Here is an 11,895-nt window from a genome sequence, read left to right on the forward strand (position 1 = left end):
CGCCTTACTGTCTTCATTTGATGTACCTCATGCATGAGGTATCATAAAAATAAGTATCCCATGAATTTGTGAACGAACAGAAGAAAAAAAAAGGCCCGGTAAAAGATTCCCGGGCCGACTGACATTAATGATTACTTCTAGTTATTTGTTGTTTAGCAACAAGTAAGGAGTTTCGAGAATTTATGATGCGTTCTCGATTTTCTTGGCCGCTTTGGCACCGGCCTTGGACTCAAGCTTCTTCTTACGATCCCCTTCCTCAAGAATCGGTTTGCCTTCACCTGTAATCGCTTCCTTAGTAATGATACATTTAGCGACTTTATCGTTGCCTGGCAGGTCATACATCACATCCAGCATCACCTGCTCAATGATTGAACGCAGACCACGGGCACCGGTTTTTCTGTGTAGAGCAGTTTGGGCAATTTCTTTAACTGCATCTTCAGTGAATTCCAGATCAATTCCGTCAAACTCGAAAAGCTTTTGATACTGCTTCACAATTGCGTTTTTTGGTTCAGTAAGAATTGATACAAGCGCTGCCTCATCCAACTCTTCCAGCATCGCCGTCACAGGTAGACGTCCGATGAATTCAGGAATTAGACCGAATCTCACTAAATCTTCCGGCTCAATTGAACCTAGTTTTTCTAAGTGAGACTTCTCTTTCTTCTCATTCGTATTAACTGCAGTCAGACCTACTGACTTAGACTTCGTCATACGCTTCTCGATGATCTTATCAAGACCTACGAAAGCACCAGCACAGATGAAAAGAATGTTACGAGTATCAACCTGGATATACTCTTGTTGAGGGTGCTTACGTCCGCCTTTCGGTGGAACATTTGCAACAGATCCTTCAACTAGTTTTAGAAGTGCTTGTTGTACACCTTCACCCGATACGTCACGAGTGATAGATGGGTTTTCAGATTTACGGGCAATCTTATCGATCTCATCCACGTAAACGATACCACGCTGAGCACGCTCAACATCGAAATCACAGTTTTGAAGAAGTGAAAGAATTACGTTCTCCACGTCCTCACCTACGTAACCAGCTTCAGTAAGTGTCGTAGCATCTGCGATCGCAAATGGAACGTTCAAAAACTTCGCCAGAGACTGAGCGATAAGCGTCTTACCAGAACCTGTTGGACCAGCAAGAAGGATGTTTGATTTCGCAAGTTCCACTTCCTCATCACGAGTCGCGGCCTTGTATGAAATACGTTTGTAGTGGTTGTGTACCGCTACCGAAATAATTTTCTTAGCGCGATCCTGGCCAATAACATATTGATCAAGGTGAAGCTTGATCTCGTGTGGCTTCGGAACGTTATCAGTAGCAGTCTTAGCAACTGTCTTCACTGAATCTTCGAAGATAATGTCATTACAGAGCTCAATACACTCGTCACAGATGTACACACCTGGACCTGCGATTAGCTTCTTCACTTCTTTCTGGGACTTCCCGCAGAAGTTACAGTTTAAACTACCGTAAGTTCCGCCTGCTTTTTCTTTCGTCATAATTGCCTTTTCGCTAAGTGATTAAGCTTTTTTCAACTTGCCTTTAGGGATAATAATATTGTCGATCAAACCGAACTCTTTTGCCTTCTCCGGACTTAAATAATTGTCACGGTCACAGGCCTTCTCAACCTCTTCGTATTTACGTCCAGTGTGCTTTACGTAAATATTGTTCAATTGTTTCTTTAGGTCGAGGATTTCTTTTGCTTGAATTTCAATATCCGTCGCCTGTCCTCGGGCACCACCCAGTGGTTGGTGGATCATAATTCTCGAGTGAGGCATCGAGTATCTGTGTCCAGCTTCCCCTGCTTGAAGAAGAAGAGAACCCATTGAGGCCGCTAAGCCCACGCAATAAGTGTAAACCGGACATGTTACGTGTTGCATAGTATCGTAGATACCAAGACCAGCATACACAGAACCGCCTGGAGAATTGATGTAGAAATGGATTGGAGCTTCAGGGTCAGATTGCTCTAGGAAAAGCATCTGAGCAACCAGAAGGTTTGCTACCGTATCGTTCACTTCTGTACCAAGGAAAATAATTCGATCCAGAAGTAGTCGCGAGTAAATATCGTATTGTCGCTCTCCACGAGCTGTTTGTTCGATTACAATTGGATTAGGGATATAACCCATAGTCGAGATAGTCATTGCTTTTTCCTTTTCCCCGAATGGTTGAGAACTTTGTTCAACCTTATCGGAAAATACTTAGATTTCTTGAGCTTAAATTTAACCATATCTGCGGTTAGTTAAAAGATGGGCACAGAACTCCAAATTTCAAGGGGAAAGGAAACATCTAGTCTTGAATTATTTAGCACTTGGGTCTAAATTTCTGGGGTCCACGTTTCAATCCTGAAATTGGTTTAACCCTTTCTTTTAAGGAGTCTCACATGTCACGTTTAGTTGGTAATCCAGCTCCGTATTTCAAAGCATCTGCCCTGGTTAATGGCGCAGAAAAAACAATCTCTCTAGATGACTACAAAGGTAAGTGGAAAGTTCTATTTTTCTACCCTCTAGACTTCACATTCGTATGTCCAACTGAGCTAGTGGCGTACTCTGAAGCTGCAGATAAATTCAAGGCCATGAACTGCGAACTTATCGCTTGTTCAGTAGACTCATTCTTCTCTCACCTAGCTTGGACAAAACAACCTCGTAACGATGGTGGTCTTGGTGAAGTTAAGTACCCAATCATCGCTGACCTTGATAAGAAAGTAGCTCGTGATTACGAAGTTCTTGTTAACGATGGCGTTGCTCTTCGTGGTCTATTCATCATCGACGACAACAACGTTGTTCAGCACTCTACAATCAACAACCTTTCAGTGGGCCGTAACGTTGAAGAAACTCTACGTCTTGTTGAAGCTTATCAGTACACAGCTAAGTCGGGCGAAGTTTGCCCAGCTAACTGGAAAAAAGGTGCTGATACTATGAAGCCAGATACTGCTGGTTCAAAAGCATGGTTCAAAAAGAACGCTTAGGTTTCTGATCGATCGCGGACGGCCAGTCCTCCGGATCGAATACCTGACGAAAAAATTCGGTGACTATTAGGGGGGCCAAAAGCCCCCTTTTTTATGTTTAGACGCCAATTGTCACCATGTAATTTGCGCATAACGCCGGTAAATTATTCAGTTTCTAGCCCCGCGCTATCAGTAATCTTTACAAAAGCTGAAGATAAAATTCTCAACTCCTTGTCGAAAATCAAGAGACTCCATATAACAGGCCCATTAAAAACGAACGAAATCTGAGTGCACTAAATTGGCCTCAGGTTTGAATTTCACTAGGTACGGATCCTGGCCATGAAGACCTACGATCCATTTAAATGAGGGGATATGACAAAGTTGAACGTAGTAAGTTTAGTGGAATTCAAGGAATTGAAAGAATTGAAGCGTGCTGAAGAGTCGTACAAACTCTACTTAAAATCACTCGGCAATTCTCAGCTCGAAATTGAAGTTAATAGCCTGCTTGAAGAATTCTCCGGCGATGCCTATGGGAAGGACTTCTTCACGAAAGGTCAGTTGATACTTAAAGAAATCTCTTCGCGTGTGCAGCCTACCGTTAAGGCGAAGATCGAAAAACTATCTCAAGATACTCTCAGACTTTTATAATCCAAAAAAATAAGGGGACCTTCCGGTCCCCTCATAAAACTTACTGTCTTCTCGCATCTTCCTGATGAGCACTTAAGTTTGAATCGGTATTTTTTGTGCCGGCGCTACTTTGTTTTTGTCTTTCTTTGGTATGATTAGATTCACTGCCTTTGGAACCACCCACTCCACTACGATCGAAATCATTTTCTTTGTGAACGAGCTTTCCAGAATGAACTTCTGAGCCTCTACCAGTATTGCGTTCTGATTCAGCATTTTTTTTATCTTCTTGATCTTCATAGGCGTCGTATCCTGACTTAATGGTTTTGTTGTTCCTCGAAGGATTACGAAATGGCTCAACATTTTCATTAATCATGTGAACCTCCGGACAATAAAAGATGAAGCAGATGTGATGCCAAAAAAAGTCCCTGTTATTTTCTGGATTTGAAATAAAAAGCTCTGTTAAACCAATCACTGCGTAAGGGGAAAATCTCCCCGAATGCATGTCATTTTTAAAGCTAACTTTCTGAAACTGATGTGAAAAAGAGTGGCTTCAAAATTGCTCCCTTCTCACTATGTCCAATGGAGGAATAGATGAGACTTTTGCTAATTGTTCCCTTCATTATTTTGGCCAGCTGCGCGCATGAAGAGAAAAAAAAGACCCCTGCTGATGAACCGTCAAATCCTGCGACTGTGGCCGGAACTCGCTATACCACGCTGGAATTTTCGAAAGGGAAATCAGAACTCACAACTGCCAGCAAAGAGAATCTCAAAAACTTCCTGGCAAAAAGCCACCAAACGAAAAAGGCCATTGGTGACATTAGAATTCTCGCCTGGGCAGACACTGAATATCCAAATGACAAAAAAGATGTGCCTAAAAGCCAGGTGATCCTTGCCTCTGAACGAGCGCAGGAGATCAGAGATTATCTGGAAGTAGAACTCAGAGAAGTGAATGATATCGATGCATATAACATGGCCAAGAGACCCGATCTCTTAAGCAAGATGTTCCGAAGTGATGAGTATGACGTAAAAAAAGCATTTGAAACCACAGGTACAACTGCCACTCGCCTGCCAGACGGTTCTGTCTCTTACACCAAGGCCTCAAAGGCCATCGTGATCATTGATTACGAAGGGACAGAGGACAATTTAAAATAGGAGGATTTTATGGCGAACAAAATTGAAGCGGAGTTTTCAGAGCCAACAATCAATATTGGTATCAGCGAAAAAGACCGTAAACTTGTTTGTCGAGGTCTGAATAAACTCCTCGCGGACTCTTACCTTCTGTATTTAAAGACCCAAAACTATCACTGGAACGTTACTGGTAAGATGTTTCGCTCTCTTCACACACTCTTTGAAGAGCAGTACCAGGAGCTCGCGGCCGCAGTGGATGAAATCGCGGAAAGAATCAGAGCATTGGGAGAATTTGCTCCTGGTTCATTCTCAAGTTTTGCCCGCGTGACATCCATTAAAGAAGAATCCAGCATTCCAACTGCGGAAGAAATGATTCATAACCTGGTAGTTGGAAACGAAGCAGTAGTGACGACCGCCAGAGAAATTATTTCTCTCACTGATGAATGTGAAGATGACGTGACTGCGGATCTATTGGTTGATCGTATGCAGATCCATGAAAAGAACGCCTGGATGCTTAGAAGTATGATTGCATCCAGCAAACATCATTAACCGATTGTTGTTTTGATATTTTCCACCAGGCCCGTTAAATCAATGGGCTTGGTGATGATCTCCCGATAAAGATTTTTCTCCTTAATATCTTTTGGGGTGGCAGAGATCATAATGGACGGACAGTCCTGAAGACCTAGTTCATTTTTTCGTTGAACAAATTCACTCCCCTTCATTTCATCCATATGAAAGTCCACCAGGAAAAGATGTGGTTTGTGATTGAAACTCACAAGACTCTCAAGCGCCAGGAGAGGACTTTGAAACGGATAGAGGGTGTACCCTTCTTTCTCCAATGCCCAACAAATGACATCTCGTAAATCATCATCATCATCCACGACATAGATGACTTTCCGTTGAGCACATTTGGGAAGATTGAAAGTAAACAGGGCGCCTGTCTGAGGAAGATTTTGGGCCGTTATCTGGCCTTTGTGGGCCTCAATAATGGTCTTACAAATAAAAAGTCCAAGACCCGTTCCTGTGCCATTTTGGGATTTTGAGGTCCAATATTTCTCGAACACATGGGAAAGATCACTCTCCTTCATGCCTGGACCAGAATCACTTATATAGAAAACATAATCATCCGCCCGGCCCTCCAGGTTGAGATGGATCACGCCTCCTTTCGGAGTGAATTTGATGGCGTTATTCAGAAGATTGGAAATGACCTGAAACATTTTATTGCGGTCAATAAAGAGGAGACTTTCACTCTCAGGAGTTGTGACTTTAAGAATCTGATCTTTTTCACGGGCCAGAGGTCTTAGTGAATCGATCACATCATGGAGTAGCTTTTTTAAATTAACTTCGTGCTTTTGAAGATGAGTGAGACTGCTTTCAGATTTATTTTTTTCCAACAGATCACTGATCAGGGTCTTTAATCGATCCGTGGTTTTTAAAATCCTGCCGGCCTGAATTTTAACTTCTTCACTTAGGACCGATTTGCCACTTCTCTCTGCTGCTCGAATGAGCAATTGAGTCTCAAGTTGGATGGCACTGAGAGGATTTTTTATGTCGTGAGATACGATTGCCAGCATTTGCTCTTTCGAGGCAATGGCATCATACCCTTCTTTTAAACGATCCATAAAAATCCTTATCGGCCGGAGTCAACACTTGGGACTTGGGAGATATATTGAGTTTCTGTTCTCTTAATTTCGACAATTTGTGGGCCAGGATCTTGAGCTGCAATTGATCTGTGACTGAAGACAAAAGTATGAGCATGACCTCTTCGGTGGCAGGCTTAACTTTTGTCTTAGAATTAGGATTGATTAATTTTGGCAGGCCCATGGGACTAATTATTGAATGCTCCAGAGTCTAGAATGACTCTCAATTTGAGGGATTTTTCTTCGTTAGATGATTTCGGATTGTGATCTTCCAGCAGACCGTACCCTAAGAGTTTCTTAAGAGACTCCTGCAAAAGACGATTCTGGCCTTTTGAAAGTGGGTTACGTTTATCTTTTTTCGATGATGCTTGCATGGACACTCCGGGATTATTTACCTCATCCCAAAAGCAAAGGCGGTGCCGGCCTTTGTAAGATCAAAACATGTGAAATCTGGTTGAAGTCGAAAAACTTCGAGGCAAGTCAGGACAATTTTGGGGCATTTTGATTGGGGCAAAAAGGCTAAGCGTGGATTGAAGATTGAGCATTAGCAATTGCTGATTCCATCTTCTCGACGAGAATTTTAACTCTTTCTTTATCTTGTTTTTTGGCTGCCTTTTCTATCTCAAGGCCAATGAATGCAATTTGAGGAACATCAAAAGTAACGGCGTTACCTTTGACCTGATGACCGAGTTTAACTGCGAGAGTGTAGTCTCCCTGATCGAGAGATACTTTTAACTTTTCTATGTCCTGAATTCGGCGGCTCAAGTACTTAATCTTTAATTCAACTGGCACTTGCATGAGCATTCTTTTTTAGGGTTCTTAAAAGTTGCGCGGATAATATAGAAACTTGCCCCACAGGGACATTTAAGAGTGTCTAAATTTTGGACTTCTTAAAACTTATGGTGGAAAAAATTTCAAAAACCACCAATGCGATTCAAAAAAAGAGGATAATTCCCCAAAAAATATTTAGTCCGGAGACTAAAGATCATGAAAATCATTGGTTTATTGCTGCTGTTTATTGCTTTCGTAGCATGCGATCCCTATGGTTTTGGATTCAAAAAAAATCCTGCTTACGTTCTGAACGAAGGCTTCACGGCATTGCAAAATAATGATCTTCCGGCCCTTCTGGAAGTCATCGGAAAAGAGGCCCTTTGTGTGTACGGAAATGAGAAGGGCATTCAGTATCTAAAAGACAATCTCGACATCAATATCGATAACGTAAAAATGATTCCGAAGGTTCTTACATCCAAGCATCACAACTCCCCTCAGTTCGTCGGATTCTGGTCGTATTACAGCGAACGATATCAGGTAGAGGTCCAAGACCAAACCACAAAAGAAATCCCTGTTAAGGCCATTATTGACTGTAATTACGGTACTGATGGAGCGAAAGAAGAAAAGTTGATCGAGCTGAATCCTAAAAAGTATAAAGTTAAAGAATGTCGTTTAACGAAATTCATCCCGACTAAGTTTAGGCCTCTGCCGATTTCTGAGAAATGTCTTCCGCTCAAAGTGGATCTATAACCACTGAAGGCTTTTATAATCGTGAGTGACCTGCGCTCTTAGTTGGGCGATCTTTTCGATGTCATTATACCCAAGAATTTTGGCCAGTGTGCGTGCTCTCATCTTCGTTTCATCGTCCGTATTAAACGAATCAATCATTGTCTGAAGATAGATCAGATTTGAAGAAAAGGTCGAAACATAATCTTCGATATACTTCTGCTCATTTGGAGAGATACGAATGAATTCAAGGCCAAATCGAGAGCGGAAAATGTTGTCGAGATTCTTAGAAAGCTCTTCTCTTCTCACCATCCGCGCCTTGGCACGAATAACATGTCGAGAGAAAAGATCCCTTGAGAAAGTCTGCATTTTTAAAATGGAAAAGTTTTTAAGTGCCGGTAGCTGAGGAAGAGAAATCATCAAAGGCACTTCATCGGTCTCAGGGAAGCTCGGGAGTTCATCTAAAAGAATTCCTCCCTCTGAGATATTCAGCGCATGTGCTTTAAGCACATAAGAACCATCAGCGTAGAGCACACTTTCCTTAAACGGAGCTCGTAAATGTCTACGCTGATAGCTTTTCTTTATCATAGTAACTTAGAAGCAATCTCCGAAAGCGGCGAACGTTCACCCACAGAAAGTTTCACGTGAGCTACGATCTCCTCACCTTTTAACTTATCGATCGTGTAAACAAGACCGTTATTAAGTGAATCAAGGTAAGGGTTATCGATCTGTTCAGAGTCACCTGTAAGAACGATCTTAGTTCCTTCACCGGCACGAGTGATAATGGTTTTAATCTCGTGCGGAGTTAAGTTCTGAGACTCGTCCACAATCATGTACTGCTGAGGAAGAGAACGACCACGGATATAAGTCAGAGGCTCAACGTGAAGAAGACCTTGGTTGATAAGTTCATCCCAAGTCGTCATTTCGTTACGAGCGCGCTGGTTACCAAATAGGAAATCGATGTTATCGAAGATCGGCTGCATCCAAGGACCAAGTTTTTCATTGATGTCACCTGGTAGGAAACCCAGGTCACGACCCATCGGAACGATCGGACGAGAAACCAGAACTCGCGAGTAGTTCTGCTTCGTGATTGCACACTCTAGACCAGCTGCAATTGCTAGAAGAGTTTTACCTGTACCGGCCTTACCAACCAGAGACACAAGATTGATCTCATTATTTAAAAGAGCATCGAGGGCAAACTGCTGCTCAATGTTTTTAGGGTGAATGCCCCAAACGCCTTCTTTTGGCTTAATCAAAGGAACGATTCCGCCTTTTTTAGCGTGGAAGCGTCCAAGAACCTTTTTGAAAGGATTATTTTTATCTACCAGAATTAGGTATTCATTCGGATAGATGCTTGGGATATCACCTGGCTCTAGTTTCAAGAATCTTTCTTTCTCGAACTCTTCGATTTTCTCCAGATCGAAAGGAACTTGTCTTTGACCAGAGTAAAGCTCATCAACTGTAACGTCAGTTGTTTCGTAATCTTCAGCGTGAATGTTTACCGCATCTGATTTAATACGAAGGTTAATGTCTTTCGTAATAAGAGTAACGTTCTCGCCTGCTTCTTTCAAATTAAGGGCAGATGCCAGAATGATGTTGTCATTCAGATCAAGTTTTAGACCAGCGCCTGCCGGACCTTTGTATTCTTTTGTTACAGAGATCTGAAGTGTTCCGCCGTGTTCAAGAGTTACTCCCTTGAATAGTGAACCTTCCGTTCTGAATCCATCAATCAAACGTGAGAAATAACGGGCGTTACGACCGTTTTCGTTCTGATCTTTTTTGAATCGATCTAGTTCTTCGATGACTGTGAGTGGGATGAATACTTTGTTGTTAGGGCCGAATTTGTTGATAGCTAAGGGATCAAGTAACAAGACGTTAGTGTCCAGAATGAACGTTTTATTCAAAGTAGTCCTCCAATCCGTGGGGGTGTGTGCTTGAAATTAGGATAAAAAATTAAGCATCGAATGAAAAGTCGAATAATGAGAGATATAGAACGAATCTGCGAGATTTAATCTGTTTGTACTTAGAACCGAGTTCCATGTCATAAAAACCAGCAGTTACTTTCATAAAGGCCATATCGACTGTCGCACCATAGCTGTAGTAGCCGCTATTCATCCCGGCCATTAGCGAGAGTCCCGGAACTCCCACTTCGGCACCGAATCTAAGCCTCTTCCCGAAATCCATTTCCTCGTTCAGTGCTCTCACGTCGGCCGAAAGAATATAGTGAAAAATCTTAAAATCCTGACCGGCGGCGAGACCGAAATTAATCTGGTCACGAATATCGGCCACCTGCAAATTGTCCGGATGACTCTGCTCTTTAAAATTAGTTCCCGTGATATCCAGGGCGGCCAAGCTAGCTACGAATTGTGAATTTCCACTTCGGGTCACATGTTCTAAACCCGCATCAAATCCATAACCCACACCTTTCACACGTCCCAGGGTTTTTAAAACTTTTTCAAGTTCATCTTTACCTAAAGAGTCAACTACTACAGGGCCGGCCAGGGCAAGAGTATCTCTTACTCCCGTTCGTTCCAGATATTTGGCACTGATCCCTAGTGAGGTCTGCGAGCCCTGTGAATTTTTGCGACTAAGTCTTCCCGGGCCGATCGGAATTCCGATACCCATCATCACCCCACGATCTGAACGAAGATCCAGATCAAGCATCGGGTGAGCACGGTTTCTTAAAAGAACATCGTAACTTTCATTCGCCAGAAAGGTCACACCAATATTGAAGAGTTTGAATCCCGGGGCAATACCACCAGAAGCATGGGCCGGGTAATCCATGAGAACTTTCGACGCTCCGACAGGTTCATCGGGAAAATCCTTAAACCGATCCATATCGTTAAGGATATTCGTCCCGTGAAATTGTGGGTTCACCGGATTGAGAGTGAAGTCTCTTTTATGACGAGCAAGTGCCGCTGGATTATAGAATAATGTAAATTCGTCATCGTTAACTGCGGTAAATGCATCTCCCATCAATAGTCCACGGGGAGAGCGCATGGTATAAGGCGTATCAAATGCGAAGGCGGCAGAAGTAAATAAGGTGATTGAGAGGAGCCACCACTTCATTGAAGACCTGTTTCAAACACCAGGGAATAAAGATACTCCATGTCGTTCAAATTTGAGGCGGTATTCATGGCGGTCTCACACTGAGACTGAGACGTCATATTAATTAATGTTCCGAGACCAGCGGCAACTGCCGCAGTTTTGAAAGTACTCACCTGAGCTGAAATATCTTCGAGCTTAGCGAGTTCACTACTTCCACTTAAGTCTAAGTTATCCAGGATATCGAGAACATTCGTCACAAGCATCAGACCTTCACAAAGTCTGCGCTTAGCATTTGAAAGATTTGCTGCCGCAAAAGACAGATCCGGGTGACCATCGGTATTGCTGTTACAAACTCCACCGACACCACTTGTGATCACGGTTTGTGCCCTTGGATCAGTGTAATTAATGAAACAAGAGTTAGTGTTTGTTCCTTGTCCTTTGTCTCCATCAGCATCTGCATTGCCGTAGAAGTTTAAAAACTTTCCGAGATTCACAACGTTCAGCATGAGCGCCTGAACACTCAAGTCCCCTGCTTTACGAGCTCCGAATTTTGTCACACGTGCATCGTGAGTCACAGTGGTCGTTGCACCAAGAATGGTATTGATACCAGTTCTGATGGCGACATAGTTATCTGAATCGGCCGCCGTTTCGGGAGAGAGACTCATGCTCGCAATGGATTTCATGATGGCGGCAGGAGTTCCAGTTGAAAGTCCACTTAAGTCATTTGAGATAAATTCAACTTCGTCGTAGTTGGCCTTACATGAATAGGCCGAGGCGAGAACTTGAACATAAATGGGATTGGCCAAATCACTGGCATCTTGAAGAACTTCAAGTGCGGCATCACACTCGCCAGACGATAAATGAGACAGGGCCACATCAATCGCCTCTGCTGTTTTCTCTTCAGGTTTTTGAGCACAGCTAGTGAGAACAAAAAGTATAAAAATGATAAAAAGTGAGCGCACGTTTCCCCCTAAATAAATTATAAACCAGAGGGAAATTGGCCCAAACCCGGG

The 11,895-nt window shown here is 42.8% G+C and carries 15 protein-coding genes; 5 read left to right on the forward strand and 10 right to left on the reverse strand.

Going from position 1 to position 11,895, the window contains the following annotated elements; genetic code table 11:
* Positions 1 to 180: 180 nt before the first annotated feature.
* Both clpX and SOO65_RS16960 read right to left on the reverse strand, forming a co-directional pair.
* Positions 181 to 1,497 carry an ATP-dependent Clp protease ATP-binding subunit ClpX gene (gene clpX / locus SOO65_RS16955; protein ID WP_321393094.1) on the reverse strand — a complete coding sequence of 439 codons (1,317 nt, stop codon included), beginning with the start codon at positions 1,495 to 1,497 and terminating at the stop codon, positions 181 to 183.
* 21 nt (positions 1,498 to 1,518) lie between these two features.
* Entirely contained in the window at positions 1,519 to 2,124 is a 606-nt protein-coding gene (locus SOO65_RS16960) for an ATP-dependent Clp protease proteolytic subunit (RefSeq protein WP_407677021.1), read from the reverse strand.
* A 254-nt stretch (positions 2,125 to 2,378) separates the two neighbouring features.
* Here SOO65_RS16960 and SOO65_RS16965 point away from each other — a divergent pair, with 254 nt between their 5' ends.
* Both SOO65_RS16965 and SOO65_RS16970 read left to right on the forward strand, forming a co-directional pair.
* On the forward strand, positions 2,379 to 2,963 hold the full coding sequence (locus SOO65_RS16965) for a peroxiredoxin (RefSeq protein ID WP_321393098.1): 585 nt from the start codon (positions 2,379 to 2,381) through the stop codon (positions 2,961 to 2,963).
* A 351-nt stretch (positions 2,964 to 3,314) separates the two neighbouring features.
* A complete protein-coding gene (locus tag SOO65_RS16970) occupies positions 3,315 to 3,590 on the forward strand; it encodes a hypothetical protein (protein WP_321393101.1) in 276 nt (91 codons plus the stop codon).
* A gap of 40 nt (positions 3,591 to 3,630) precedes the next feature.
* Here SOO65_RS16970 and SOO65_RS16975 read toward each other — a convergent pair whose 3' ends face one another.
* Positions 3,631 to 3,942, reverse strand: a complete 312-nt coding sequence (locus SOO65_RS16975) for a hypothetical protein (RefSeq protein WP_321393104.1) — start codon at positions 3,940 to 3,942, stop codon at positions 3,631 to 3,633.
* A 218-nt stretch (positions 3,943 to 4,160) separates the two neighbouring features.
* On the opposite strand from SOO65_RS16975, the gene SOO65_RS16980 reads away from it, so the two are divergent.
* Together SOO65_RS16980 and SOO65_RS16985 are read left to right on the forward strand one after the other, a co-directional pair.
* Positions 4,161 to 4,721, forward strand: a complete 561-nt coding sequence (locus tag SOO65_RS16980; protein ID WP_321393107.1) for a hypothetical protein — start codon at positions 4,161 to 4,163, stop codon at positions 4,719 to 4,721.
* Between the two features lie 9 nt (positions 4,722 to 4,730).
* A complete protein-coding gene (locus SOO65_RS16985; protein WP_321393109.1) occupies positions 4,731 to 5,246 on the forward strand; it encodes a Dps family protein in 516 nt (171 codons plus the stop codon).
* Here the strand turns inward: SOO65_RS16985 and SOO65_RS16990 are convergent.
* From SOO65_RS16990 to SOO65_RS17000, 3 genes are all read right to left on the reverse strand, one after another.
* The gene (locus tag SOO65_RS16990) at positions 5,243 to 6,319 is read right to left on the reverse strand and encodes a hybrid sensor histidine kinase/response regulator (protein WP_321393113.1); all 1,077 of its coding nucleotides are present in this window, start codon (positions 6,317 to 6,319) and stop codon (positions 5,243 to 5,245) included. The genes SOO65_RS16985 and SOO65_RS16990 overlap by 4 nt on opposite strands.
* 206 nt (positions 6,320 to 6,525) lie before the next feature.
* Positions 6,526 to 6,711 (reverse strand): hypothetical protein, encoded by a 186-nt coding sequence (locus tag SOO65_RS16995; protein ID WP_321393115.1) that lies wholly within the window; start codon positions 6,709 to 6,711, stop codon positions 6,526 to 6,528.
* Positions 6,712 to 6,856: 145 nt separating this feature from the next.
* Complete coding sequence (locus SOO65_RS17000; protein WP_321393117.1) at positions 6,857 to 7,135, reverse strand: Hpt domain-containing protein; 279 nt, start codon at positions 7,133 to 7,135, stop codon at positions 6,857 to 6,859.
* A 189-nt stretch (positions 7,136 to 7,324) separates the two neighbouring features.
* On the opposite strand from SOO65_RS17000, the gene SOO65_RS17005 reads away from it, so the two are divergent.
* Positions 7,325 to 7,858, forward strand: a complete 534-nt coding sequence (locus SOO65_RS17005; RefSeq protein ID WP_321393120.1) for a hypothetical protein — start codon at positions 7,325 to 7,327, stop codon at positions 7,856 to 7,858.
* Here SOO65_RS17005 and SOO65_RS17010 read toward each other — a convergent pair.
* The 4 genes from SOO65_RS17010 to SOO65_RS17025 are packed head-to-tail and all read right to left on the reverse strand — an operon-like array spanning position 7,853 to position 11,844.
* Positions 7,853 to 8,422 carry a PilZ domain-containing protein gene (locus SOO65_RS17010; RefSeq protein ID WP_321393123.1) on the reverse strand — a complete coding sequence of 190 codons (570 nt, stop codon included), beginning with the start codon at positions 8,420 to 8,422 and terminating at the stop codon, positions 7,853 to 7,855. The genes SOO65_RS17005 and SOO65_RS17010 overlap by 6 nt on opposite strands.
* Complete coding sequence (locus SOO65_RS17015) at positions 8,419 to 9,738, reverse strand: PhoH family protein (protein WP_321393126.1); 1,320 nt, start codon at positions 9,736 to 9,738, stop codon at positions 8,419 to 8,421. The genes SOO65_RS17010 and SOO65_RS17015 overlap by 4 nt, the downstream gene beginning before the upstream one ends.
* Positions 9,739 to 9,787: 49 nt before the next feature.
* The gene (locus SOO65_RS17020; RefSeq protein ID WP_321393129.1) at positions 9,788 to 10,903 is read right to left on the reverse strand and encodes a hypothetical protein; all 1,116 of its coding nucleotides are present in this window, start codon (positions 10,901 to 10,903) and stop codon (positions 9,788 to 9,790) included.
* Positions 10,900 to 11,844 carry a hypothetical protein gene (locus tag SOO65_RS17025; protein ID WP_321393132.1) on the reverse strand — a complete coding sequence of 315 codons (945 nt, stop codon included), beginning with the start codon at positions 11,842 to 11,844 and terminating at the stop codon, positions 10,900 to 10,902. Before SOO65_RS17025 ends, SOO65_RS17020 begins: the two co-directional genes overlap by 4 nt.
* Positions 11,845 to 11,895: the final 51 nt, after the last annotated feature.

Source organism: Peredibacter starrii (assembly GCF_034259205.1).
GTDB classification, from domain to species: Bacteria; Bdellovibrionota; Bacteriovoracia; order Bacteriovoracales; family Bacteriovoracaceae; genus Peredibacter; species Peredibacter starrii.

What these genes read in the sequence shown, in the direction of transcription:
- SOO65_RS16965 (WP_321393098.1), top strand. Translation starts at nt 2,379, where the DNA reads ATGTCACGTTTAGTTGGTAATCCAGCTCCGTATTTCAAAGCATCTGCC.
- SOO65_RS17010 (WP_321393123.1), bottom strand. Translation starts at nt 8,422, where the DNA reads ATGATAAAGAAAAGCTATCAGCGTAGACATTTACGAGCTCCGTTTAAG.
- SOO65_RS16975 (WP_321393104.1), bottom strand. Translation starts at nt 3,942, where the DNA reads ATGATTAATGAAAATGTTGAGCCATTTCGTAATCCTTCGAGGAACAAC.
- clpX (WP_321393094.1), bottom strand. Translation starts at nt 1,497, where the DNA reads ATGACGAAAGAAAAAGCAGGCGGAACTTACGGTAGTTTAAACTGTAAC.
- SOO65_RS16960 (WP_407677021.1), bottom strand. Translation starts at nt 2,124, where the DNA reads ATGGGTTATATCCCTAATCCAATTGTAATCGAACAAACAGCTCGTGGA.
- SOO65_RS17020 (WP_321393129.1), bottom strand. Translation starts at nt 10,903, where the DNA reads ATGAAGTGGTGGCTCCTCTCAATCACCTTATTTACTTCTGCCGCCTTC.
- SOO65_RS17005 (WP_321393120.1), top strand. Translation starts at nt 7,325, where the DNA reads ATGAAAATCATTGGTTTATTGCTGCTGTTTATTGCTTTCGTAGCATGC.
- SOO65_RS16980 (WP_321393107.1), top strand. Translation starts at nt 4,161, where the DNA reads ATGAGACTTTTGCTAATTGTTCCCTTCATTATTTTGGCCAGCTGCGCG.
- SOO65_RS16990 (WP_321393113.1), bottom strand. Translation starts at nt 6,319, where the DNA reads ATGGATCGTTTAAAAGAAGGGTATGATGCCATTGCCTCGAAAGAGCAA.
- SOO65_RS16970 (WP_321393101.1), top strand. Translation starts at nt 3,315, where the DNA reads ATGACAAAGTTGAACGTAGTAAGTTTAGTGGAATTCAAGGAATTGAAA.
- SOO65_RS16995 (WP_321393115.1), bottom strand. Translation starts at nt 6,711, where the DNA reads ATGCAAGCATCATCGAAAAAAGATAAACGTAACCCACTTTCAAAAGGC.
- SOO65_RS16985 (WP_321393109.1), top strand. Translation starts at nt 4,731, where the DNA reads ATGGCGAACAAAATTGAAGCGGAGTTTTCAGAGCCAACAATCAATATT.
- SOO65_RS17000 (WP_321393117.1), bottom strand. Translation starts at nt 7,135, where the DNA reads ATGCAAGTGCCAGTTGAATTAAAGATTAAGTACTTGAGCCGCCGAATT.